General features: G+C 69.1%; 20 protein-coding genes and 1 riboswitch. Of the genes, 9 read left to right on the forward strand and 11 right to left on the reverse strand.

Going from position 1 to position 22329, the window contains the following annotated elements; all coding sequences use genetic code 11:
- Positions 1-24: 24 nt before the first annotated feature.
- A riboswitch (FMN riboswitch) is annotated at positions 25-207 on the reverse strand.
- A gap of 42 nt (positions 208-249) precedes the next feature.
- Positions 250-1161, reverse strand: coding sequence for a LysR family transcriptional regulator (locus tag LQ772_RS12980; protein WP_231321310.1), 912 nt, complete (start codon positions 1159-1161; stop codon positions 250-252).
- A gap of 89 nt (positions 1162-1250) precedes the next feature.
- Here LQ772_RS12980 and LQ772_RS12985 point away from each other — a divergent pair, with 89 nt between their 5' ends.
- Positions 1251-2261: a zinc-dependent alcohol dehydrogenase family protein gene (locus LQ772_RS12985; protein ID WP_231321311.1), complete on the forward strand. Its 1011-nt coding sequence runs from the start codon at positions 1251-1253 to the stop codon at positions 2259-2261.
- A gap of 42 nt (positions 2262-2303) precedes the next feature.
- On the opposite strand, the gene ribD is transcribed toward LQ772_RS12985, so the two are convergent.
- The 3 genes from ribD to glyA all read right to left on the reverse strand — a co-directional run bounded on the left by ribD (position 2304) and on the right by glyA (position 5269).
- Complete coding sequence (gene ribD / locus LQ772_RS12990) at positions 2304-3407, reverse strand: bifunctional diaminohydroxyphosphoribosylaminopyrimidine deaminase/5-amino-6-(5-phosphoribosylamino)uracil reductase RibD (RefSeq protein WP_231326040.1); 1104 nt, start codon at positions 3405-3407, stop codon at positions 2304-2306.
- 70 nt (positions 3408-3477) lie between these two features.
- Positions 3478-3990 (reverse strand): transcriptional regulator NrdR, encoded by a 513-nt coding sequence (gene nrdR / locus LQ772_RS12995; RefSeq protein ID WP_231321313.1) that lies wholly within the window; start codon positions 3988-3990, stop codon positions 3478-3480.
- 10 nt (positions 3991-4000) lie between these two features.
- On the reverse strand, positions 4001-5269 hold the full coding sequence (gene glyA, locus LQ772_RS13000) for a serine hydroxymethyltransferase (protein WP_231321315.1): 1269 nt from the start codon (positions 5267-5269) through the stop codon (positions 4001-4003).
- A 137-nt stretch (positions 5270-5406) separates the two neighbouring features.
- On the opposite strand from glyA, the gene LQ772_RS13005 reads away from it, so the two are divergent.
- Entirely contained in the window at positions 5407-6453 is a 1047-nt protein-coding gene (locus LQ772_RS13005; protein WP_231321317.1) for an alpha/beta hydrolase family protein, read from the forward strand.
- 1 nt (position 6454) lies between these two features.
- Positions 6455-7063, forward strand: a complete 609-nt coding sequence (locus LQ772_RS13010; protein ID WP_231321319.1) for a TetR/AcrR family transcriptional regulator — start codon at positions 6455-6457, stop codon at positions 7061-7063.
- Here LQ772_RS13010 and LQ772_RS13015 read toward each other — a convergent pair.
- Positions 7054-7923 carry a DUF817 domain-containing protein gene (locus LQ772_RS13015; protein ID WP_231321321.1) on the reverse strand — a complete coding sequence of 290 codons (870 nt, stop codon included), beginning with the start codon at positions 7921-7923 and terminating at the stop codon, positions 7054-7056. The two genes, LQ772_RS13010 and LQ772_RS13015, sit on opposite strands and share 10 nt — an antisense overlap.
- 156 nt (positions 7924-8079) lie before the next feature.
- Here LQ772_RS13015 and ettA point away from each other — a divergent pair, with 156 nt between their 5' ends.
- The 3 genes from ettA to LQ772_RS13030 all read left to right on the forward strand — a co-directional run bounded on the left by ettA (position 8080) and on the right by LQ772_RS13030 (position 11202).
- Positions 8080-9738 (forward strand): energy-dependent translational throttle protein EttA, encoded by a 1659-nt coding sequence (gene ettA / locus LQ772_RS13020; RefSeq protein ID WP_231321322.1) that lies wholly within the window; start codon positions 8080-8082, stop codon positions 9736-9738.
- 131 nt (positions 9739-9869) lie between these two features.
- Entirely contained in the window at positions 9870-10700 is an 831-nt protein-coding gene (gene pyrF / locus LQ772_RS13025) for an orotidine-5'-phosphate decarboxylase (protein ID WP_231321323.1), read from the forward strand.
- Between the two features lie 169 nt (positions 10701-10869).
- Positions 10870-11202 carry a TfoX/Sxy family protein gene (locus tag LQ772_RS13030; RefSeq protein WP_231321324.1) on the forward strand — a complete coding sequence of 111 codons (333 nt, stop codon included), beginning with the start codon at positions 10870-10872 and terminating at the stop codon, positions 11200-11202.
- A 69-nt stretch (positions 11203-11271) separates the two neighbouring features.
- Here LQ772_RS13030 and LQ772_RS13035 read toward each other — a convergent pair whose 3' ends face one another.
- Together LQ772_RS13035 and LQ772_RS13040 are read right to left on the reverse strand one after the other, a co-directional pair.
- Positions 11272-13191 (reverse strand): hypothetical protein, encoded by a 1920-nt coding sequence (locus LQ772_RS13035; protein ID WP_231321325.1) that lies wholly within the window; start codon positions 13189-13191, stop codon positions 11272-11274.
- A 161-nt stretch (positions 13192-13352) separates the two neighbouring features.
- The gene (locus tag LQ772_RS13040) at positions 13353-14366 is read right to left on the reverse strand and encodes a hypothetical protein (protein WP_231321326.1); all 1014 of its coding nucleotides are present in this window, start codon (positions 14364-14366) and stop codon (positions 13353-13355) included.
- Positions 14367-14616: 250 nt separating this feature from the next.
- On the opposite strand from LQ772_RS13040, the gene fusA reads away from it, so the two are divergent.
- On the forward strand, positions 14617-16656 hold the full coding sequence (gene fusA, locus LQ772_RS13045) for an elongation factor G (protein WP_231321327.1): 2040 nt from the start codon (positions 14617-14619) through the stop codon (positions 16654-16656).
- Positions 16657-16775: 119 nt separating this feature from the next.
- On the opposite strand, the gene LQ772_RS13050 is transcribed toward fusA, so the two are convergent.
- Together LQ772_RS13050 and LQ772_RS13055 are read right to left on the reverse strand one after the other, a co-directional pair.
- The gene (locus LQ772_RS13050) at positions 16776-17324 is read right to left on the reverse strand and encodes a type 1 glutamine amidotransferase domain-containing protein (protein ID WP_231321328.1); all 549 of its coding nucleotides are present in this window, start codon (positions 17322-17324) and stop codon (positions 16776-16778) included.
- A gap of 107 nt (positions 17325-17431) precedes the next feature.
- A complete protein-coding gene (locus LQ772_RS13055) occupies positions 17432-17899 on the reverse strand; it encodes an SET domain-containing protein (protein ID WP_231321329.1) in 468 nt (155 codons plus the stop codon).
- Positions 17900-18057: 158 nt separating this feature from the next.
- On the opposite strand from LQ772_RS13055, the gene LQ772_RS13060 reads away from it, so the two are divergent.
- Positions 18058-18537 carry a hypothetical protein gene (locus LQ772_RS13060; RefSeq protein ID WP_231321330.1) on the forward strand — a complete coding sequence of 160 codons (480 nt, stop codon included), beginning with the start codon at positions 18058-18060 and terminating at the stop codon, positions 18535-18537.
- Positions 18538-18618: 81 nt separating this feature from the next.
- Positions 18619-20394 carry an acyl-CoA dehydrogenase C-terminal domain-containing protein gene (locus tag LQ772_RS13065; RefSeq protein WP_231321332.1) on the forward strand — a complete coding sequence of 592 codons (1776 nt, stop codon included), beginning with the start codon at positions 18619-18621 and terminating at the stop codon, positions 20392-20394.
- Positions 20395-20455: 61 nt separating this feature from the next.
- Here LQ772_RS13065 and pgeF read toward each other — a convergent pair whose 3' ends face one another.
- Both pgeF and rluD read right to left on the reverse strand, forming a co-directional pair.
- Complete coding sequence (gene pgeF / locus LQ772_RS13070) at positions 20456-21199, reverse strand: peptidoglycan editing factor PgeF (protein ID WP_231321334.1); 744 nt, start codon at positions 21197-21199, stop codon at positions 20456-20458.
- Between the two features lie 108 nt (positions 21200-21307).
- Positions 21308-22279: a 23S rRNA pseudouridine(1911/1915/1917) synthase RluD gene (gene rluD, locus LQ772_RS13075; RefSeq protein ID WP_231321336.1), complete on the reverse strand. Its 972-nt coding sequence runs from the start codon at positions 22277-22279 to the stop codon at positions 21308-21310.
- Positions 22280-22329 lie beyond the last annotated feature (50 nt).

A 22329-nucleotide genomic window follows, 5' to 3' on the forward strand; every position in this document is an offset into this window, starting at 1 on the left:
CCTTTCGGCCCGCGCGATGCGGTCTGCCGTCTTCTTTCATCCGGACTGTGGGCCGCCCCGGATCACCGGAGTGGCTCGACCGTCGGCTCCGGCATCGGACCGGATCTGCTGACCCCTCGCATGGCGAGGGCGCTCGCGGGCTCGTGTCCTGCATCCATCCGGACACCTACCGCCGGTGGGGAATTCCACCCCGCCCTGAAGACGTTCGCCGGCAACGCCGGCGGGCGAAGTCTAGCAGCACCGGCCCCCTCAGGCCTGCGCGAGTGCACCGGCGAGGTGATCGATCAGCCGCCGCAGCGCCGGCGTGCGGTCCGCGCCGGGCAGCCACAACAGGTGGATCGGGAACGACGGCAGTTGCCAGTCCGGGAACAGGTCCACCAGACGCCCGTCGGCGACCAGGCCATCGGCCATGTAATCGCCCTGCAGGCCGACGCCCACGCCGGCGAGCACCGCGTCGCGAATCGCCTGCGCGTCGTTGCAGGTCAGCACCGGGTCGATCCGCACCGAGCGCCGCTGGCGCTGTCGGCCGAACGACCAGAGCGTGCCCCGGCGATAGCCGCTGAAGGCAATGCAACGGTGCGCCTTCAGGTCGGCCGGATCACGCAGCGGTGGCGCGCCGGCAAGGTAATCGGGCGAGGCACAGGCAAACAGGCGCATCGTGCCTACCCGGCGCGCCACCAGTTGCACGTCGGCCAGCCGTCCGAGGCGCACGGCCAGGTCCACCCGACCGGCCACCATGTCCACGTAGGCGTCGTCATAAGTCGCCTCGATCCGCACGCGTGGGTGCTCGCGCATGAAATCGGCCAGCAGCGGCGCGACGCAATAACGGCCGTAATTCGCCGGAAGATGCACGCACAGGCGCCCGGACAGCTCGCCATCCGTCGGGCGAAGGCCGGCCGCCAGGTCGGTCATCACCGCTTCCATGCGCTGCCACTGCGCCAGCAACTGCTCGCCACGTGCGGTCAGCGCCATGCGCCGGGTGGTGCGCAGGAACAGCCGCGCGCCGACCGCCTCCTCCAGCGCCGCGATGCGGCGACTCAACACCGATGCCGTGCAGCCGACCTCAAGCGCTGCGCGCGAGAAATTGAGACGACGCGCGGCCGCGGCGAAAGCGCGCAGTTCGCGCAGGCGGGTCGGCGTGAGGTCGAAGGATTGATTCATACAGTGAACAGAAGATCACCCATTCGTGCGCATTATCGCAAGCCGTCGATGGCGGGACCATGGCCTCACCACTCACCACGGAGCCCCGCATGCGCGCCATCCAGCTTTCCGCTTTCGGTCTCGACCACCTGCAACCGGTCGACCTGCCTGCCCCGCGCCCCGGCCCGAACCAAGTGCTGGTGCGCATGGAGGCCGCCTCGCTGAACTTCCGCGACTGGATGCTGGTGGACGGCCAGCTGTATCGGGGCGTGTCCCTGCCGATCGTGCCGGTGTCCGACGGCGCGGGCACCGTCGTGGAAGTCGGCGATGCGGTGACGCGCTTCAAGCCGGGCGACCGCGTCACGACCTTCTACAAGTCGCGATGGATCGCCGGCGCGATGCGGCCGGAGTGGGAAGGCGCCGAGATCGGCGGACCGGAACCGGGCGTGCTGCGCGAACTGGCCTGCTTCGACCAGTACTGGCTGGCGCGCGCGCCTGGTCACCTGAGCAGCCTTCAGGCCGCCACGCTGCCGATTGCCGCTCTCACCGCCTGGCAGGTGCTGGAAGCGGCCCGTATCACCACCGGCCAGACCGTGCTGCTGCTCGGCACCGGCGGCGTGTCGCTGTTCGCGCTGCAGTTCGCGAAGTTGCGTGGCGCGCGGGCGATCGTGCTGTCCTCCAGCGACGACAAGCTGGAGCGCGCGAAGGCGCTGGGCGCGGACATCGGCATCAATTACGCGAAGCACCCGCAGTGGGGTGCGCTGGTGCGCGAAGCCAGCGGCGGTACCGGCGTGGACGCGGTGGTCGAGACCGTCGGCGCGGCCACCCTGGCGCAATCGCTGGAGGCCGTGCGCATGCACGGCTTCATCGGCGTGCTCGGGTGGCTCGGCGGGATGGAGGCCACGTTGCCACTGTCCAAAGTGGTGCTCAAGCGCGTGCGGATCCAGGGCATCTCGGTCGCGCCGCTGGAGGAGCACGAGCGGATGGTCGAGGCGATCGAGGCCACCGGCCTGGAGCCGGTGATCGACCGCGTCTACGGGTTCGGCCAGGTGCGCGAGGCGTTCGAGCACCTGGTTGCCGGCCGGCACTTCGGGAAGCTTGCGATCGACTTCAACGCATGAGGAGGCGCCAATGAAGGCGCTGCGCTTGACCGCTCAGGGAGCTCAGTCCCTCACGCGCAGGCGCAGGCGCAAGTCCTGCCCCACCATGCGCTGGTCGAGCACCTGCAGCTGCCAGCGGTCGGCCATGGCGGCCAGCGGGGGCAGTTCAAGCAGCGGCCGGGCCTGGTCGCCCAGCAGCACCGGCGCGACGTAGAGCAGCAGTTCGTCGGCGAGCCCTTGCGCGAACAGCGCACCGCACAGCGCAGGACCGGCTTCGACGTGGACCTCGTTGATTTCGCGTCCCGCCAGGGCGGCGAGCACGGCCGCCAGGTCGAGGCGGCCGGCGTCGCTGGTGATGGCCAGCCGCCCGACGCTTGCGAGATGGGGCGCGACGGGCGCATCCGCCGCATGCACCAGCACGGTGGGCGCCGCCGCATCGAGGACGTGGCTGCCCGCCGGCGTGCGCAGGTGCGTATCGAGAACCACGCGCAAGGGTGGCGCCGGCGCCCCGGCCTCCGCTTCCACCTGGCGCACGGTAAGGCGTGGGTTGTCGGCCAGCACCGTGCCGCTGCCGGATAGGATGGCGGAGCTTCGCGCGCGCCAGCGCTGCACATCGGCGCGGGCGGCTTCGCCGGTGATCCACTTCGACTCGCCGTGGGCCAGGGCCGTGCGGCCGTCCAGGCTCATCGCCAGCTTCACGCGCACCCACGGGCGGCCGCGTTCGATGCGGCTGAAGAAACCGATGTTGAGTTCGCGAGCCTGCCCGCGCAGCAGGCCGCTTTCGACGGCGATGCCCGCCGCACGCAGCTTCGCGATTCCGTTGCCGGCCACCTGCGGGAATGGATCTTCCGCGGCGATCACCACCCGCGCCACGCCGGCGGCCACCAGCGCATCGGCACACGGCGGCGTGCGGCCGAAATGCGCGCAAGGCTCGAGTGTCACGTACGCGGTGGCGCCACGCGCCGCATCCTTCGCTTCGCGCAGCGCGAACACCTCGGCGTGCGGCTCGCCGGCGCGCTGGTGCCAGCCGGTGCCGACCACCTGTTCGCCGTGCGCGATCACGCAACCTACGCGCGGGTTTGGCTGGGTCGTGTAGAGGCCACGGGCGGCAAGTCGCAGTGCGTGCGCCAGGTGCAGGTGGTCGATGCTGGAGAACGCTTCGGTCATGGCGTCGCTGTCGTAGGGTGGGCTTCGGCCCACCGCATTTCCCGCATCAGGCCGGAGGGCTGAAGGCCACCTATTTGGCAGGCCGCTTGCTGCCGCCGAGCAACGGCAACTGCAGCGCATCGAGCCCCGGCAGGTCGCGCTCGAGCTTCTCGATCTCCTCGCGGAACGCCTGCACGTCCTCGAACTTGCGGTAGACGGAGGCAAAGCGCACGTAGGCGACCTGGTCGAGCTTCTTCAACTCGCGCATCACCAGCTCGCCGACCTGGCGCGACGGCACTTCCCGCTCGCCGCTGCGGCGCAGGTCGTTGATGATCTCGCGTACAGCGTGGTCGACGTCGTGGCTGGCGACCGGCCGTTTCTGCAGCGCGCGCTCGAAGCTCGTGCGCAGCTTGCGCTCGTCGAACACCTCGCGCCGCTCGCCGCTCTTGACGATCGCGGGCAGTTTCAGCTCCGCCGTCTCGAACGTGTTGAAACGCTCACCGCACTGCGGGCACTCGCGACGACGGCGCACGGTGGCGCCGTCCTCGGTCAGCCGCGAGTCGATCACGCGGGTGTCTTCGTGCTGGCAGAAGGGGCAGTGCATCCGGTGCCGGTCAGCCGTAAACCGGGAAGTTCTTGCACTGCGCCTCGACCTTCTCGCGCACCTTGGCGATCACCGCCTCGTCGCCCGGCGCGTCGAGCACGTCGCACAGCCAGTTGGCCAGGTCCACGCAGTCGGCTTCCTTGTAGCCGCGGGTGGTGACGGCCGGGGTGCCCACGCGCAGGCCCGAGGTGACGAAAGGCTTCTGCGGGTCGTTCGGCACGGCGTTCTTGTTGACCGTGATGTGGGCCTTGCCCAGCGCCGCTTCCGCATCCTTGCCGGTGACGCCCTTGCCGATCATGTCGACCAGCATCAGGTGGTTCTCGGTGCCGCCGGAGACGATCTTGTAGCCGCGCTCGATGATGGTCTTCGCCATCGCCTGCGCGTTCTTCACCACCTGCGCCTGGTAGGCCTTGAAGTCAGGCTCCAGCGCTTCCTTGAAGGCGACCGCCTTGGCCGCGATCACGTGCATCAGCGGGCCGCCCTGGATGCCCGGGAAGACGATCGACTGCAGCTTCTTCTCGATCTCCTCGCCCGCCTCGCCCATCGCGTCGCGGCTGGCCACGATGATGCCGCCGCGCGGACCGCGCAGGGTCTTGTGGGTGGTCGAGGTGACCACGTGCGCGTGCGGCAGCGGGCTCGGATACACGCCGGCGGCGACCAGGCCGGCCACGTGCGCCATGTCGACGAAGAAGATCGCGCCGACCGAATCGGCGATCTGGCGCATGCGCTTCCAGTCGACCACCTGCGAGTAGGCCGAGAAACCGCCGACCAGCATCTTCGGCTTGTGCTCGCTGGCCAGGCGCTGGACTTCGTCGTAGTCGATCAGGCCTGCGTCGTTCACGCCGTACTGCACGGCATTGAACAGCTTGCCGGAGATGTTGACCTTGGCGCCGTGGGTGAGATGGCCGCCGTGGGCGAGGCTCATGCCAAGGATGGTGTCGCCCGGCTGCAGCAAGGCCAGGTACACCGCCTGGTTGGCCTGCGAGCCCGAGTGCGGCTGCACGTTGGCGTAGGTGGCGCCGAACAGCTGCTTGACGCGATCGATGGCCAGGCGTTCGGCCACGTCCACGTACTCGCAGCCGCCGTAGTAGCGCTTGCCGGGGTAGCCCTCGGCGTACTTGTTGGTCAGCACCGAGCCCTGCGCTTCCATCACGCGCGGGCTGGCGTAGTTCTCCGAGGCGATCAGCTCGACGTGGTCTTCCTGGCGACGCGCTTCGTCGGCGATGGCCTTGGCCAGCTCAGGGTCGAAACCTTCGATCGTGCAATCCTTCGGGAACATGCGTCGCCTCGGCGGGGTGGGTGCGGGGTTTAGCCGAAAAGTGTAGTCCTCGCGGGGGTTCGCGGCCACTGCGGGCGCTTGCGCCAGAGTTGCGTACATCGTACCGTACACCGCACGCCACCCTGGGAGAACGTTCGATGGCACCGATTGCGCGACGCCTGCGCTGCCTCATGGCAGTCACCCTGCTCTTGATCCCGTTGGCGCTGTGCGCGGTGGACGTCGAGGGCGCGGGCATACGACCGATCAGCTTCCCGGACCCGGTCAACCAGGCACAGACGCCAGGCTTCGTGTTCTATCCCTCGTCCACGCCGACGCACGGTACGACAGCCTTCGGTCCGTATGACGTCGCCGCCACATCGGACGCTGCGCCAACACCTGGCCCGTGGCCGCTGGTGATCATCTCGCACGGGCATGGCGGCTCGGACCTGGGCCACCACGACCTGGCCAGCTATCTCGCGCGGCACGGCTTCGTCGTCGCCACCTTCGAGCAACCCGGCGACAACTTCCACGACCAGAGCGGCTCGGCCACGTCCAGGGTGCTGGTGGGGCGTGCCATCGAAGTGCGCGCCGTCATCGACACGGTGCTCTCGGACGCGCACTGGAAAACGCTGATCGATCCGGCGCGCATCGGCGTGGCCGGTTTCTCGGCGGGCGGCTACACCGCCCTGCTCGTCGTCGGCGCCAAACCGCGATTCGATCTTTTCATCGGCTACTGCCATCGCCACCCGGACGACATGGAGACCTGTGGTCCGGCGAAGAAACTCACGCCCGAGGCGGCTGCGGCTTACCTGGCGGATATCCAGCACGACATCGGCCGCTGGGGCGATACCGCCGATCCGCGCGTCAAGGCCGCCTTCGTGATGGCGCCGCTGTCGCTGGTCTTCGACAAGGCCGGCGCCGGCGCGATCGATCGACCGGTCGACCTCTGGTACGGCCAGCACGACCACGTGCTGTTGCCCTCGGAGAATGCGCTGCACCTCAAGCCGCTCGTTCCCACCCTCGCGCGCGTCAACGAGGTGCCCAAAGCGGACCACTGGGTCTTCCTGGCGCCCTGTTCGGCGGCGCTGGCGAAGGACGCCGGCGCGATCTGCAAGGATCCGCCGGGCGTGGACCGCGCGAAAGTGCACCAGCGGATCAACGCCGACGCCGTCGCTTTCTTCCGCAAGGCGCTGGGCACGCGCTGACATGCCCAAGGCGCTCAGCGAGCACGACGCGGAGGCCTTCCGCGAACGCATCTGCCAGGTGGCGGCACGGCTGTTCGTCGAGGAAGGCCCGGCTGCCGTCAGCATGCGCCGCATCGCCGCCGAGCTCGGCTGCGGCACGATGACGCCTTACCGCTACTTCGCCAGCAAGGAGCAGATCGTCACGGCGGTGCGTACGCGCGGCATGCACCGGTTCTCCGAGGCACTGGAGCGCGCGCTGGACACGCCTGGCGACGGCCGCACGCGCAGCCGCGCGGTGCGCGATGCCTACGTCGCATTCGCCCGCCGCGAGACGGCCACCTACCGGCTGATGTTCGAGTATCCCGAGCCCCGCCGCGACGACCCGGCCTATCGCGAAGCCCACGCGCGCATGTGGCGCACGATCGCCGCCCACGTCGAGGTGCTGGTGGCCGAAGGTGCGGTGGAGGCCGACGCGCCGCTGCTGGGTCACCAGATCTGGGCGGCACTGCACGGCGCGGTGATGCTGGAGATCGCCGGCCTGTTGCCAGAAGGCTTCGACGCCGCCTCGCTGCATACCCGCACCGCCGGCACGTTGTTCGAAGCGGCGCGACCCGACCGCGCTCAGTCCTGATCGGCGCCTCCCTTGCGCTGGTGCAACGCCCAGACCATCACGTAGCTGATCACCATCAGCAGCAGCCACGACCCCAGCTTCGACACCGGGACCATCGACCAACCGTGGCGCTGCGGCGGATAAAGCCAGGCGCGGCTGAAGGTGCCCACGTTCTCGGCCATCCAGATGAACAGCGCCACCAGCACGAAGCCCAGCAGCAATGGCATGCGCCGGTGCACGCGGCGGATGCGGTAGTGCACCCAGGTGTGCCGGAACAGCCACGCCAGCGCGGCGAACAGCAACACCCGGGCGTCCGGCAGGTAATGGTGGGTGAAGAAGTTGAGGTAGATCGCCAGTGTCAGCCCCAGCGTCGGTGCAAAGCCCGGGTGCCCGGTGAAGCGGAAATCGAACAGCCGCCAGGCGCGTGCGATGTAGCTGCCCACCGAGGCGTACATGAAGCCGGAAAACAGCGGCACCCCGCCCAGGCGCAGCAGCGAGGGCTCCGGATACGTCCACGAGCCCACGGCCGTCTTGAACAGCTCCATCAGCGTGCCGACCACGTGGAACAGCGCGATCACGCGCGCCTCGCGCGGGCTCTCCAGCCCGCTCGCCAGCAACGCCAGCTGGATTCCGACCGCCGTCAGCGTGATGAAGTCGTAGCGCGCCAGCGGGGCATCGGGCGGGTACCAGCGCCACGACGCCAGCAACAGCGCCACCATCAACCCGCCGAACAGGCAGGCGGAGGCCTGTTTCACCCCGAAACAGAGGAATTCGTAGGCGAAGGTCGCCGTCGGTCCACGCCGGGAAACCCGCTGGCCGACCCACCGTTCCAGCGCGCGCCAACCGCGCCGCCTGCTCCATACGCCGCCGATCGCTTCCATCGCCCTGCTCCCGAGCCCAAAACGCCGAGCCTCAAGGGGAAAACGGCCCGCCGCGTGGCAAGACGCAGCCCGATCGGCGATAATTGGCGGTCATTTCCCCGCCTTTCTCTGTCGGACCGCTCCCGCGGCCCGCGGACGCCCTTAGGGAGCCGAAGCATGCAGTACATCTACACCATGAACGGGGTGAGCAAGATCGTTCCCCCGAAGCGCCAGATCATCAAGGACATCTCGCTCAGCTTCTTCCCCGGCGCCAAGATCGGCCTGCTGGGCCTCAACGGCGCGGGCAAGTCCACAGTGCTCAGGATCATGGCCGGCGTGGACACCGACTTCCAGGGCGAGGCCCGCCCGCAGCCGGGCATCAAGGTCGGCTACCTGGCGCAGGAACCACAGCTCGATCCGGAAAAGACCGTTCGCGAAGTGGTCGAGGAAGGCGTGCACGTCATCCTCGACGCGCAGAAGCGACTGGAAGAGGTCTACGCCGCCTATGCCGAGGAAGGCGCCGATTTCGACGCCCTCGCCAAGGAGCAGGAACAGCTGGAAAACCTGCTCGCCGCCAACGACGCCCACGCGCTGGGACGCCAGCTGGAAGTGGCCGCCGACGCGCTGCGCCTGCCGCCGTGGGATGCCCCGGTCGGCCCGCTCTCCGGCGGCGAGAAGCGCCGCGTGGCGCTGTGCCGCCTGCTGCTGTCCAAGCCGGACATGCTGCTGCTCGACGAGCCGACCAACCACCTGGACGCCGAGTCGGTCGAATGGCTGGAGCATTTCCTGCAGGATTACCCCGGCACCGTGGTGGCGGTCACCCATGACCGCTACTTCCTGGACAACGCTGCCGAATGGATCCTCGAGCTCGACCGCGGCCGCGGCATCCCGTGGAAGGGCAACTACACCGACTGGCTGGAACAGAAAGACGCTCGCCTGAAGCAGGAAGCGCAGCAGGAGAAGTCCCGCCAGCGTGCGATCGAGAAGGAACTGGAGTGGATCCGCTCGGCCGCCAAGGGCCGCCAGTCCAAGGGCAAGGCTCGCCTCAACCGCTTCGAGGAACTGAACTCGGTCGAGTACCAGCGCCGCAACGAGACCAACGAGATCTTCATTCCGCCGGGCGAGCGCTTAGGTCAGGAAGTGATCGAGTTCAAGAACGTCAGCAAGTCCTTCGGCGACCGCCTGCTGATCGACGACCTGTCGTTCAAGATCCCGGCCGGTGCGATCGTCGGCGTGATGGGTCCCAACGGCGCGGGCAAGTCGACGCTGATGAAGATGATCATGGGCAAGGAGCAGCCCGATTCGGGCGAGGTCAAGCTCGGCCACACGGTCAAGCTCGCCTACGTCGACCAGTCGCGCGACGCGCTCGATGCCAAGAACAACGTGTGGCAGGAAGTGTCCGGCGGCTCGGACATCCTCACCATCGGCAACTTCGAGATCCAGTCGCGCGCCTACATCGGCCGCTTCAACTTCAAGGGCACCGACCAGCAGAAGATCGTCGGCAACCTGTCCGGCGGCGAACGCGGCCGCCTGCACATGGCCAAGACCCTGCTGCAGGGCGGCAACGTGCTGCTGCTCGACGAGCCGTCCAACGACCTGGACGTGGAAACCCTGCGCGCGCTCGAAGACGCGCTGCTGGAGTTCCCCGGCTGCGCGGTGGTGATCAGCCATGACCGCTGGTTCCTGGACCGCATCGCCACGCACATCATCGCCTTCGAGGGCGACTCGCACGTGGAGTTCTTCCCCGGCAACTACAACGAGTACGAGGCCGACAAGAAGCGCCGCCTGGGCGACGACGCCGGTCCCAAGCGCGTGAAGTACAAGAAGCTGGCCTAAGCGTTTGGCCCCTCCACGCGAGGGGCCATCCCGCGCCCTCTCCCCTAGGTGGAGAGGGCTGGGGTGAGGGGCCGCTCTAGCCCGGCAGCACCATCGAGCGAAAGACACTACACACCAACGAGGAGCCCCCCATGCACTTCATGCAGTCCCTGCACCAGGCATGGCAGCGCAATGACTCCCTCGTCTGCGTGGGCCTCGACCCCGAACCCGCCAAGTTCCCCGCCCATCTGCGCGACACCTCCGACGCGGTCTACACCTTCTGCCGCGCCATCGTCGACGCCACCGCCGACCTGGTCTGCGCCTACAAACCCCAGATCGCCCACTTCGCCGCCCTTCGCGGCGAAGACGCGCTGGAACGCCTGATCGCCCACATCCACGACGCGCATCCGGGCGTGCCGGTCATCCTCGACGCCAAGCGCGGCGACATCGGCTCGACCGCCCAGCACTACGCCACCGAAGCCTTCGAGCGCTACCGGGCCGACGCCGTCACCCTGAACCCCTACCTCGGCCGCGACTCCATCCAGCCCTTCCTGGACCGTGCCGACAAGGGCGTGATCCTGCTCTGCCACACCTCCAACCCCGGCGCCGCCGACCTGCAGGACCTGATCGTCGAAAGCACCAACGGCGAACGTCTGCCGCTCTACCAGCACCTCGCCCGCACCATCGCCCGCGACTGGAACGCGAACGGCAACTGCGCCCTCGTCACCGGCGCCACCTGGCCCGAGCAACTCGCCCAGGTACGCGTCCTGGTCGGCGACATGCCCCTGCTCGTCCCCGGCATCGGCGCCCAGGGCGGCGACGTCGAAGCGGTCCTGCGCCATGGCCGCACGGCTGACGGCACCGGCCTGATGATCAGCTCCTCCCGCGCCATCCTCTACGCGGGCGACGGCGAAGACTTCGACGCTGCCGCCCGCAAAGCCACCGAAGCCCTGCGCGACCAGATCAACCGCTGCCGCGCCTGAGGCGCCCCCGCGTTCGCCACTGGGCGAATCGAATTACCGCTGGCAGGTTGCGGCGCCGGCGAGACGGGCCTGGCGCGGCCAACCGCCGCCGGGTCCGCCCGCAACAAGAGCGGACGTGCGATAAAGAGGCGTTGCCAGCCCTGGCGGCCGGCGTTTCCCGAGGCCATGCATGGCAACAGATCTTTCCTTCATCGATTACGTCATCGAACAGGCGGCGCTGGACGAACGCATTACGTTCAAGCGGATGTTCGGCGAGTACGGGATCTACATCGACGGGAAAGTGGTCGCTTTCGCGTGCGACAACAGCCTGTTCGTCAAGGCGGCGAACGCCACCGCCGAGCTGACGGCAAACCTGCCGCGCCGCCCGCCCTACCCCGGCGCCAAGCCCTATCCGGTCGCGGACGAGTTGCTGGACGATTCGGACCAGCTGCAGGCGTTGCTGCTGGCGACCGCGGGTGCCATGCCCGAGCCCAAGCCGAAGAAACCCCGGAAAGGTCGGTAGTAATCACGGCGCCCCGGGAAGGGGATACCTGGTTGCCGGACGGCACAACGAGCGCCGCCCAGCCCGCTGTCAGAACTGGTCGCTCGCCGGCACCCACGAGCTCGAGCTGCTGGGCGGCACGCGCGCGGGTGGAGGCGACGGCGCGACACCCTCGCAATTGGGCGGCAGCGGGCCGCCGCTGACGCGCGCAGCGGCGCATTGTGCCGCGTTGTCCAGCTTGATCGGCGCGGCGGGCACGGGGGTCGGTGTGGCCGTCGCCGCGCTGCTGGATACGGTGGGATCGAGCGATTTCACTGGCGCCAGGTTCAGGCGCTTGTAGAGCTCCGGATCCTTGGCGGCTTTCGCGGGCGGGTCGCCACCGCAGCCGAACAGCGCGATGGGAAACAGCGGGCTGACCTTGCAATTGAGCCGCACGCCCCGCGGCAGGTGAAAGGTGTGCTTGATGGTGGTCTTCTCGACCGCGTGGCGCAGGGCGGTATCGATGGAACTCTCGCCTTCGGGCGCCCAGTCGTCCTCGAAGCGGGTGGGCCTGTAACCGATATCGGGCGCGCGATGGTCCATGATTTCGGTGTCGCCGTGTGGCTTGAGCTGGATGTAACTGCCCAGTCGGCCCCGCTGGGCGCCCTCGGCCGCGCCCGGTTGTGCCTTGCCCTGCTTGCCTTCGTCCTGCCCCTTGCCCTGGCCGGCCTGCGGCGCGGGTGCGCCGTTGGCGCTCGCGGTTTCGGATGCGCCTTCGCGGGCGCCGGGGGCGCCCGTGTCGCTGCCCTGCGGTGTCGCCTCGGGCGCGCTGGCGGGTGCGTTCTCCTGCGTGGTGGCACTACCTGGCTGCGTGGCGGCGGTTTCCCCGGCGGGAGTTGACGGTGCGGCGGCTTCGGCCGGTGCAGATGCGGTCGACGGCGTGGCCGCGATCTGCGGGCTGGCCAGGATGACCGGTGCCGCGGGCGAGGTCGCCTTGGGTACGTCGATGGCGGGCGCGGAGGGTTGCGGCGCCGCGGGCGCGGGCGTCGTTTCCAGCGGCACGGCCGAGAGCTGCGGTTCGGCGAGCTGGATGCTGGGCGCCTGCACGCGCGGGCGTTCGCGCGGCACGAGTGGCGTGGGTGCGTTGATCTGCGGCGCCAGGTTGATGGTGGGCGCGGCCTGTGCCGGTAGCGGGATCGCCTCGACCTGGGGCGTGGCAGGCGCGGCGGGCGGTTGCGGTCGGACCAGGTCCACCGTGCTGGGTGGCAGGGCTTTCGGCGGCGCGACCTGGTCGATCGCGATGCTGGGCGTGGCGACCGGCGGGGTCGCCTGCGCGGGCACGGCAGGCATCGCCAGCGAAGGCGGCGTGGGCATCGGCCGGTTGCCTTCGGCCTGCGGCTTGCGCACCGGCTCGGGTTGGAACTTCGGTGGCACCGGGCGCACCGTCGGCGGCGCGTCGAGGTTGATCCGCGGCGGCGTGCCGGCCAGCGGCACAGGCGCGAGGTCCGGCGTCGGCTGCGGGCGCGGCAGCGTGAGCGGCGGAGTCGGCGCGGCGGCCTTGGCAATCTGGATGGTCGCCTTCGGCGCGGTGATCGTGATGACCGGCGTGTCGGGCCTGGAAGGCGTCGGCGTCGGTGGCGTGCTTGGTGCGCGCTGGGCCTGCACCGCAGCGGCGGTGCTGGTGTTGCCGCGGTGGCGCGGCCCGACCCGCTTGGGCGGCGTGCCGCGCACGGGCGGCGGAGGTGGCGGCTCGGGCTTGTCGATCAGACGCACCTGCAGCGGCTCACTCGTGTGTTCGGGCTCCTGGAGATCGTAGGCGGGGCCGAGGATGGCGCCGAACAGCACCATGAGATGCACCAGCAGCGTGCCGGCCAGTCCGGCGATGCGCAGGGCGCGATCATGCGGCCGCTCGGCGCGCCGACGGCGGTAGACGATCGCTTGTGCCGCCGCCTCGCGTGGCGAGCGCAGCATGAGGACCGGGTGCGCTTTGGCGGGCGAGTCGCTCGGCTTGTCCGCGGGTGGCAGGGGCATGGGGAAAGTGTAGCTTGCGGGGTGGAAGGGCCGTGCCCGGTGAACAGGATCCGGCGTTCGTTGCGGGGGCCGCTTGTGAACGGCGGCTTTTCCTGCGGGCCGGAAATCATCGCCCTCTAGCGCGGCCTAGAGGTCGAGGGATTGCATCCTGGCGAGGCGGCTCAGGGCTTGCGGCAGTGCATCGGCGGCGGCTTGCCGGCCTGCCGTGCTTCATCGCATTCGGCATCGACCGCGCGCACGGGCGTATCGACCGGGCAGCCGTGCGGCAGCGGCTTGCCGGCGCGGTAGAGGGCGATGCATTCGGCCAGCTTGCGCCTGGGCGGAGCCAGTTCCTTCGCCAGCGGGGCGGACGCCATGTTGAGCCGCTCGTCGCCATCCTTCTTCGAAGGCGGCGCGGGCGGCATGGTGCAATCGGGCGTGGGGAGGCCGAACAGCGTCCTGCACTTGAGGTGGATGCCATGCCCGAGGTTGACCGACTTGTGCTCGTTCGTGCGGGTCGCGCTCAGCGCCCGGCGCACGGTCTGGCCGACGAGGGTTTCGTTGGGCGACGGGAAATATTCCTCGAAACGCGTGGCCTTGTACTTGATCGGGTTGTCGTGGCTCATCACCTGGCGGTCGCCCTGGGGCATGCGCTGCACGTAGTCGGGTATCGGCGCGGTGGTCGCCGCGCTTGCGGGAAGCATGGGTTGCCCGGTGCGGTCGTACAGGCGTGGCGTCCGGGAAGCCGGGACGGCGGACGGCGCAGGCAGGCTGACCATCATCGCATCCTTGCGGGGTCGCTCGCGCGAGGGCGACGGCGGTCGCGTGGGCAACGGCGGTTGCGGCACGGCAGGTGGTGGTGCGGGTGCCACCGTGCGCGGCCGCGCGATCAGGCGCACCTGCAAAGCGCTGCCCAGTCGCGCGTGGACGACCTCGCGCGTGGGACGAGGCTGCATCTCCCACCACGCGACGATGGCGAACAGGCCGTGCAGCGCCAGCACCAGCGCAAGCGCAAGACGAAACCGCCAGGGTTCGTGCGGCGGCGTCCGCTCGCGCCAGGCGCGCAGCAGCGCACGGGTGTCCTCGTCCAGGGGCGCCAGTCCCGGGCGGGGCGACGTGGCAAGCCAACGATGCGGTTCGAGCTGCGGCGGGGAAACGATGGGGGGAGTTCCTTGCTTGGGGAAGCAGGCCGTCAACGCGCCCGCCTTCGCAAGACCGTCACGTTTCCAAGGGGTTCCCGCCCGCATTGCCGCTTGACCGCGCGAACGGATCGCTCAAGGCTACACAGGCGGCACCCGCCGCACCCCGCCATGACCGCCCCGCCCGCGCCCTGTGCGCCCGAGGACGACCATGACGGCCCGCCATCGTCAGCCGCCAAGCGCGGCCTCGTGCGGCGCCGTTCATGCCGATGCGAGTCCGCGCCCTTAGCTCAAGGAGGGACGTCTCGTGTCGTACAGCACGGAAAACATCCGCAACATCGCGCTCGCCGGCCATGCCGGCACCGGCAAGACCACCTTGTTCGAAGCCTTGCTGCATGCCGGCGGCGTCATCCAGACGCCCGGCTCGGTCGAGCGCGGCACCACCCAGTCCGATACCGACGCGCAGGAGAAGGCGCGCGGGCATTCCATCGACAGCGCGATCGCGAGCATCGACCGCGACGGCTGCCACATCAACCTGATCGATACCGCGGGCTACGCGGACTTCCGCGGCGCCACCCTGTCCGCCTTCGCGGCGGTGGAGACGGTGGCGATCGTGGTCAACGCCATCAATGGGATCGAGCATGGCACCCGCCGCATGATGGCGCGGGCGCGGGAGCGCCGCCTGGCGCGCGTGCTGGTGGTCAACAAGATCGACTTCGAGGGCGCCCGGCTGGGAAAGCTGGTCGATGGGTTGCGCGAGGAATTCGGCCCCGAATGCCTGCCGGTGAACCTGCCCGCCCAGGGCGGCAAGCTGGTGCTCGACTGCTTCTTCCACAACGAGGGCACCACCGACTTTTCCTCGCTCGCCGCGGCGCACCAGCAGATCGTCGACCAGGTGGTGGAGATCAACGAGTCCACGATGGGCGCCTACCTCGACAACGGCGAAGGCGCGCTCAGCCGCGAGCAGTTGCACGACGCGTTCGAGCAATGCCTGCGCGAGGGCCACCTGGTGCCGATCTGCTTCGTCAGCGCCCGCACCGGCGTGGGCGTGAATGAATTCCTGGACGTGGCAGGGCGCCTGCTGCCCAATCCGGCCGAGGGCAACCCGCCGCCGTTCGTCGATGGCCAGGGCGAGGCGATCACGGTCGACGGCGATCCGTCGAAGCACGTCATCGCCGACGTCTTCAAGATCGTCAACGACCCGTTCGTCGGCAAGCTGGGCGTATTCCGCATGTGGCAGGGCACGATCCGGCGCGACACGCAGCTGTTCGTCGACGATGCGCGCAAGTCCTTCAAGGTCGGCCACCTGTTCCGCCTCAACGGCAAGGCGCACGTGGAGATCGACCAGGCGATCCCCGGCGACATCGCGGCGGTGGCCAAGGTGGAGGAGATCCACTTCGACGCGGTGCTGCACGACTCGCACGATGAGGACGGCATCCACCTCGCGCCGATGGACTACCCGCAGCCGATGTTCGCCCTGGCGCTCACGCCGCGGCACAAGGGCCAGGAACAGAAGCTCTCGCAGGCGCTGGCGCGGTTGGCCGAAGAAGACCCGTGCCTGCGGATGGAGCACCACAAGGAATTGAACGAAGCTGTGGTGCGCGGACTGTCGGAGCTGCACTTGAAGGTGATGCTCGAGCGCATGCGCGAGCGCTACGGCGTGGAGGTGGACACGCATCCACCGCGCATCGCCTACCGCGAAACCATCGCCGCGCACGCGGACGGCCACCACCGGCACAAGAAGCAGACCGGCGGCGCCGGGCAGTTCGGCGAGGTGTTCCTGCGCGTGGACCCGCTCGATCGTGGCGCCGGCTTCGAGTTCGTCGACGAGGTCAAGGGCGGCGTGATTCCCAATCAGTTTCTGCCGGCGATCGAAAAGGGCGTGCGCCAGGCGATGGAGAGCGGCGCCGTCGCCGGCTATCCGATGCAGGACCTGCGCGTGACCGTGTACGACGGCAAGTACCACCCGGTGGATTCGAAGGAGGTGGCGTTCGTCAGCGCGGGCAGGAAGGCGTTCATGGATGCGGTCGGCAAGGCGCGGCCGATCGTGCTCGAACCGATCGTGGACGTGGAGGTGGCGATTCCCGAAGCCAGCGTGGGCGACGTCACCGGAAGCCTGGCCGGAAAACGAGCACGCATCATGGGCACCGACACGCAGCGCGGCGGGGAACTGCTGATCCGTGCGCAGGCGCCGTTGGCGGAGTTGACCGACTACCCGACCGAACTCAAGGCGATGACCGGCGGGCAGGGGCGCTACAGCCTGGATCTCTCGCACTACGAAGCGGTGCCGCCGCCGGTGCAGAGGCAGCTCAGCGAGGCGTGGAAGCCCCACGTGGAGGAGGACTGATCCCGCCAGGCAGATCGGCGCCCTCTCCCCGCCAGGGAGAGGCCGGGGTGGGAGGGTAAAAACCGAAAGCCACCATCTCTCCCTACCCCTCTCCCCCGGCTGCGCCGGAGAGCGGTCGTTCAAGCCGCCAACGCCTCGATCACCGCCTTGGCAAACGCCGGGATGTCGTCCGGCTTGCGGCTCGTGATCAGGTTGCCGTCGCGCACCACTTCGCGGTCTTCCCATTTCGCGCCGGCGTTTTCCAAGTCCTGCCGGAGCGAGGGCCACGACGTCACCTTGCGCCCCTCGACCTGCCCCGCGTTGATGAGCGTCCACGGCCCATGGCAGATCGCCGCCACCGTCTTGCCGGCTTTTGCGAACGCCTGCACCAGCTTGACCGCGGCCGGCTGCGTGCGCAGCTTGTCGGGGTTGATCACGCCGCCGGGCAACACCAGCGCATCGAAGTCGGAGACGTCGACCTCCTCCAGCTTCATGTCCACCGGCACGCTGCCGGCCCAGTCGCCACCTTTCCAGCCCTTGATCTCCTTGGCGTCGCCCGGCGCGACCACCTGCACGTCCGCGCCGGCCTCCTCCAGCAGGCGCTTGGGTTCGGTGAGCTCCGAATACTCGAAACCGTCGGTGGCGAGCACGGCGATGGCGCGGCCGTTGAGCTTCTTCGATGGCGTCATGTCGATCCTCCTGCGAATGAAGCGGAGAGGATGGCGCCTGGCGCATGCGCAGGACGTCTTGCGCATGTCATCCGGGTGTTAGTAACGCCTTCGTGCAGGAACGCGGATCAGCGCTTGGGCTTGAGCAGCGTCCCGGTGCAGTCGGGCGTGCCGCACAGGCACTGCCACAGCTTCTTCAGCCGCGCGGTGTAGGGCACGTCCAGCACGATGCCGTAGTCGTAGGTCAGTTCCTCGCCCGGCTTGATGTCGCGGATCGCCTCGATCAGCACGCGATCCTTGCGCGGGTCGCCGCTTTCGCTTTCCTCGACCACCGCGCGGCAGTTCGGCGCGCAGCTGTGGTTGATCCAGCGCGCGGTGTTGCCCTTGCGGTTGGCGTCGATGATGTAGTCGTCGTTGAGCGTGAACAGGAAGGTGTGACCGGTTTCGCCGCCGTCGCCGTACATGTCGTCGGCCTCGGCGTGGGTCATCAGCGTGCCCTTGTACTCGACGATCTCCTCGCCCTTCTTGATCGGCGCGGTGGCGAACACGCCATTGCCGTGGATGGGGGAGCGGCGGGCGACGTAGCGGCGTGGCATGCGTGGGCAACCTTGGGACGAAAGACGCTGATGATGCCTGTTCGCCGCCCACGGCGAAACCGGGCGCGGCCGTGATGGCCGCGTGCCCCAGCGGCTGACGCTAAGCGGTCGGCTGTGGTTAGAATCAGGAATTCGAACGATCGTTTGGAGAACCCGCGATGCGTTTCCTGCGCTGGATCGTCCCGCTGTCGCTGGCCCTGGGCGTGGTTGCCTGTGGCCCTCCCCGCAAGAGCGTGTTTCCGCCTACCGTCAACATCCAGCAGCTGGAACTCCAGCCCGGTGGCGCCTGGCGGCTGACCGTGCGCATCCAGAACAACAGTTACGGCGGCATGGACTTCACGGGGATGGACGCGCAGCTGGCGATGGGCGACAGCGTGCCGGTGCGCGTGCATGGCGCCTTCGAGCGCGACATCCCCGCCTTCGCCGGCGATTCGGTGCAGATCGACGTGCTGCCGACACCCGCGATGAGCAAGGCCCTGGCGGCCAGTGCCGCCAAGGGCAGCGCCGGCGCCCTGCCCTACACGCTTGCCGGCAGCATGCGCGCCAAGCCCGAGCAGGAGAAAGAGCCGCGCGACTTCGACTTCTCCGGCAAGGACTGGCTCTCGCCCGTGCCGGGCATCGCCAATACCTGGCGCTGACCCTTCCCAACGCATACCGCGGTGGCTGAAACCCCACTCTGCGCAAACGCCACGTCCCAACGTTTTCTCGAGGAATACCCGATGACGATCTACAAGGCCCCGCTCGACGACATGCGTTTCGTGCTGCACGACCTGTTCGGCGCGGAGGCCACGCTGACGCCGCTCACCGGCGGCGAGGGCCACACGCGCGACCTGCTCGATGCGGTGCTGGAGGAAGCGGCGCGTTTCAACGAACAGGTGCTCGCTCCGCTCAACGCTTCGGGCGACGCCGAGGGCTGCCATTTCGACAAGGCCACCGCCACGGTGACCACGCCCAAGGGCTTCCGCGAGGCCTATCGCACCTACGTCGAGGGCGGCTGGGCCGGACTGACGATGCCCGAGGCGATGGGCGGACAGGCGCTGCCGGAAGTCGTCGGCGTGGCGATGAAGGAGATGCTCGATTCGGCCAACCTCGCCTGGGGCAACTATCCGCTGCTCAGCCAGGGCGCGGCGCACGCGTTGCAGCTGCACGGCGACGACTGGCAGAAGGAGGTCTTCCTCAAGCCCATGGTCGAGGGCCGCTGGTGCGGCAGCATGTGCCTGACCGAGCCGCAGGCCGGCTCGGACCTGGGGCTGCTCAAGACGCGCGCGGAACCGGCCGCGGACGGCAGCTACCGCCTCACCGGCACCAAGATCTTCATCACCGCCGGCGAGCACGATCTGACCGAGAACATCGTGCACCTGGTGCTGGCGCGCCTGCCCGACGCCCCGGCCGGGAGCCGCGGCATTTCGCTGTTCGTGGTGCCGAAGTTCAAGGTCGCACGCGACGGTGCGATGGGCGAGCGCAACGCGGTGTCCGCCGGCGCGATCGAGCACAAGATGGGCATCCACGGCTCGCCCACCTGCGTGATGAACTTCGATGGCGCCGAGGGCTGGCTGATCGGCCAGCCGCACAAGGGCCTGTTCGGCATGTTCACCATGATGAACGCAGCGCGCCTGGCGGTCGGCGTGCAGGGCATCGGCCTGGCCGAGCGCGGCCTGCAGAACAGCCTCAACTACGCGCGCGAGCGCCTGCAGGGCCGTGCGCTGAGCGGTCCGGCCTACCCGGACAAGCCGGCCGATCCGCTGGTGGTGCATCCGGACGTGCGGCGCATGCTGCTGACCCAGCGCGCCATCGTCGAGGGCGGCCGCGCGCTGATGCTCTACGCGGCGCTGCAGCTGGACATCGAGGAACGCGCCGCCGACGAAGGCGCGCGCGCGAAGGCTGGCGAGCTCGTGGCGTTCCTGATCCCGATCGTCAAGGGCGTGCTCACCGAACTGGCGCAGGAGAGCGTCAAGGAAGCGGTGCAGGTCTACGGCGGGCACGGCTACATCGCCGAGAACGGCGTGGAACAGTTCGTGCGCGACGCGCGGATCATCACGCTGTACGAGGGAACCACCGGCATCCAGGCGATGGACCTGCTGGGCCGCAAGATCGTGCAGCTCAAGGGCGCGGGGTTGCGCCACTTCCTGGAGGAGATCGGTGGCTTCTGCCAGCAGCACGCGGGCAACCCGGCGCTGAGCGACTTCATCGCGCCGCTGTCGAAGGCGGCCAGGGAGTGGCAAGCGCTGACGATGACGCTGGCCGAGCGCGCGCAGGCGAACCCGGAGGAACTCGGCGCGGCCGCGGTGGATTACCTCTACTACTCCGGCTACATCGCGCTGGCCTACATGTGGGCGCGCAGCGTGGCGGCGGCCGAAGGCAGCGCGCAATCGGCGGCGTTCAAACAGGCCAAGCGGGACACCGCGCGGTTCTACTTCGCGCGGATGTTGCCGCGTTGCGCGATGCATCGCGCGGCGATCGAGGCGGGCGTGGCGAGCATTCCCGTCCTGGCTTGAGAGGACGGGGGGGCTTCAGCCACCATCCCAGAGGTCGCGGTGGGCTTCAGCCCACCCTGCCTCAGTCGCGCCAGATCAAACTCGCGAAGCGACCGCTGTCCGCTCCATCCCGGCGATAGGAATAGAAGCGCTGGTCGGCCAGCGTATCGAAACCCCCGCCGTGAACGCGCGTGATGCCCGCCGCGGCGAGTTTCAGCCGGGCCAGGCTCGCCAGATCGCAATGCCAATGGTTCGGCCGCGTCGACGCGAAACAGGCGGACGCCGCCGGATGGGGTTCGACAAAGGCGGCGCGCACGTCCTCGCCCACTTCGTACGAACCGGCACCGATGCACGGACCCAACCACGCCAGCAGGCGCGCTGGCGGGGTACCCATTGCATCGATCGTGGCTTCCAGCACGCCCGCGGCCAACCCGCGCCAGCCTGCATGGGCAGCGCCGATGCGCGCGCCGTCATCGCTGCAGAACAGCACAGGCAGGCAATCGGCGGTAAGGATGGCGAGCACCGTGCCGGAGAGGTGCGCCACCGCGGCATCCGCCTGCGGTTCCGCCGCGCTGGCGAGCGGACCCAACTGTGCGACGGTGGTGCCGTGCACCTGCCGCAGCCAGCGCGGATCGGACGGCAGCGCGAGGGCGTGGCGCAGGGCGTCGCGGTTGCTCGCCACCGATTCGGCGGCGTCGCCGCTGCGCAGGCCAAGGTTGAAGCGTGCGTAGGGACCGGTGGAGATGCCGGGCCCATGGCGGGTGGTCACCGCCGCGTGCACGCCGCGTGGCGCGGGCCAGTCGGGGAGTATCCAGGGTTCGGTCATGGGGATGGCCGTCACGGGGAGCCACAAGCATAGCGCGCGGATAGCCATCCCACGGTGCGCGGGCAAGAGTCCTCCCAGCCGCGGTTATGGCGGGCGCGAGCCTGATGGCTAATAGGGATCGCTCTGCTCCATGGCATCGGCCCGCAGTGTCCCGATCAATGCGTTCATGTCCACGGGTCGTTTCGCCTCGAATGCCATCGCCTCGCCCGTCGCGGGATGCTCGAACGCCAGCCGCTCGGCGTGCAGCGCCTGGCGCCGGAAGCCGCGCAACGCCGCGACCAGTTCCGGTGTCGCGCCCTTGGGCAGGCGAAGGCCAGTGCCATACAAGGGATCGCCGACCAGCGGGTGGTGGATGTGCGCCATGTGCACGCGGATCTGGTGGGTGCGACCGGTCTCCAGGCTGCACTGGATCAGGCTGTGCGCGCGGAAGCGCTCGCGCAGGCGGTAGTGGGTGATGGCGTGTTTGCCGTCCTCCTCGTCGCGCACCGCCTGGCGCAGGCGGTCGCCCATGTGCCGGCCGATCGGCGCATCGACGGTGCCGCCGGCCACCAGCGTGCCGAGTACGACCGCCTCGTACTGCCGTTCCACATCATGGCGCGAGAGCATATCCACCAGCGCGGTATGCGCGGCCAGCGACCTGGCCACCACCATCAGGCCCGAGGTGTCCTTGTCCAGCCGGTGCACGATGCCGGCGCGCGGCAGCTCGGCCAGCTTTGGATCGTGGTGCAGCAGCGCGTTGAGCAGGGTGCCGGCCGGGTTGCCGGCGCCCGGGTGCACGACCAGGCCGGCCGGCTTGTCCAGCACCAGCACATGCTCGTCCTCGTGCACGATGGCGAGGTCGATGGCCTCCGGAGCGCTTTCCACCTCGTTGGCCAGCTCGGCTTCGACCCGCACCTGTTCGCCACCGCGCAGCAGTTGGCGCGGCGGCGCCACGGCGCCGTCCAGCGTCACCGCACCGGCCTTGATCCAGGCGGTCAGGCGCGAGCGCGAGTAGTCGGGGAACATCTCGGCCAGCGCCTGGTCGAAACGCCTGCCCGCCGCCGACAGCGGGACCTGGGCCGCGTGCCGGATGACGGTCATGCCGCCCTCCGCGGGTGGCCAACGGTTTGGGCTATCATCCCCACGATCAC

It is taken from the genome of Frateuria edaphi (assembly GCF_021117405.1).
Lineage (GTDB): Bacteria > Pseudomonadota > Gammaproteobacteria > Xanthomonadales > Rhodanobacteraceae > Frateuria_A > Frateuria_A edaphi.

Excerpts from the sequence above, each read along its gene's own strand:
- LQ772_RS12980 (WP_231321310.1), bottom strand. The coding sequence starts at position 1,161 with ATGAATCAATCCTTCGACCTCACGCCGACCCGCCTGCGCGAACTGCGC.
- LQ772_RS12985 (WP_231321311.1), top strand. The coding sequence starts at position 1,251 with ATGCGCGCCATCCAGCTTTCCGCTTTCGGTCTCGACCACCTGCAACCG.
- ribD (WP_231326040.1), bottom strand. The coding sequence starts at position 3,407 with ATGACCGAAGCGTTCTCCAGCATCGACCACCTGCACCTGGCGCACGCA.
- nrdR (WP_231321313.1), bottom strand. The coding sequence starts at position 3,990 with ATGCACTGCCCCTTCTGCCAGCACGAAGACACCCGCGTGATCGACTCG.
- glyA (WP_231321315.1), bottom strand. The coding sequence starts at position 5,269 with ATGTTCCCGAAGGATTGCACGATCGAAGGTTTCGACCCTGAGCTGGCC.
- LQ772_RS13005 (WP_231321317.1), top strand. The coding sequence starts at position 5,407 with ATGGCACCGATTGCGCGACGCCTGCGCTGCCTCATGGCAGTCACCCTG.
- LQ772_RS13010 (WP_231321319.1), top strand. The coding sequence starts at position 6,455 with ATGCCCAAGGCGCTCAGCGAGCACGACGCGGAGGCCTTCCGCGAACGC.
- LQ772_RS13015 (WP_231321321.1), bottom strand. The coding sequence starts at position 7,923 with ATGGAAGCGATCGGCGGCGTATGGAGCAGGCGGCGCGGTTGGCGCGCG.
- ettA (WP_231321322.1), top strand. The coding sequence starts at position 8,080 with ATGCAGTACATCTACACCATGAACGGGGTGAGCAAGATCGTTCCCCCG.
- pyrF (WP_231321323.1), top strand. The coding sequence starts at position 9,870 with ATGCACTTCATGCAGTCCCTGCACCAGGCATGGCAGCGCAATGACTCC.
- LQ772_RS13030 (WP_231321324.1), top strand. The coding sequence starts at position 10,870 with ATGGCAACAGATCTTTCCTTCATCGATTACGTCATCGAACAGGCGGCG.
- LQ772_RS13035 (WP_231321325.1), bottom strand. The coding sequence starts at position 13,191 with ATGCCCCTGCCACCCGCGGACAAGCCGAGCGACTCGCCCGCCAAAGCG.
- LQ772_RS13050 (WP_231321328.1), bottom strand. The coding sequence starts at position 17,324 with ATGACGCCATCGAAGAAGCTCAACGGCCGCGCCATCGCCGTGCTCGCC.
- LQ772_RS13055 (WP_231321329.1), bottom strand. The coding sequence starts at position 17,899 with ATGCCACGCCGCTACGTCGCCCGCCGCTCCCCCATCCACGGCAATGGC.
- LQ772_RS13060 (WP_231321330.1), top strand. The coding sequence starts at position 18,058 with ATGCGTTTCCTGCGCTGGATCGTCCCGCTGTCGCTGGCCCTGGGCGTG.
- LQ772_RS13065 (WP_231321332.1), top strand. The coding sequence starts at position 18,619 with ATGACGATCTACAAGGCCCCGCTCGACGACATGCGTTTCGTGCTGCAC.
- pgeF (WP_231321334.1), bottom strand. The coding sequence starts at position 21,199 with ATGACCGAACCCTGGATACTCCCCGACTGGCCCGCGCCACGCGGCGTG.
- rluD (WP_231321336.1), bottom strand. The coding sequence starts at position 22,279 with ATGACCGTCATCCGGCACGCGGCCCAGGTCCCGCTGTCGGCGGCGGGC.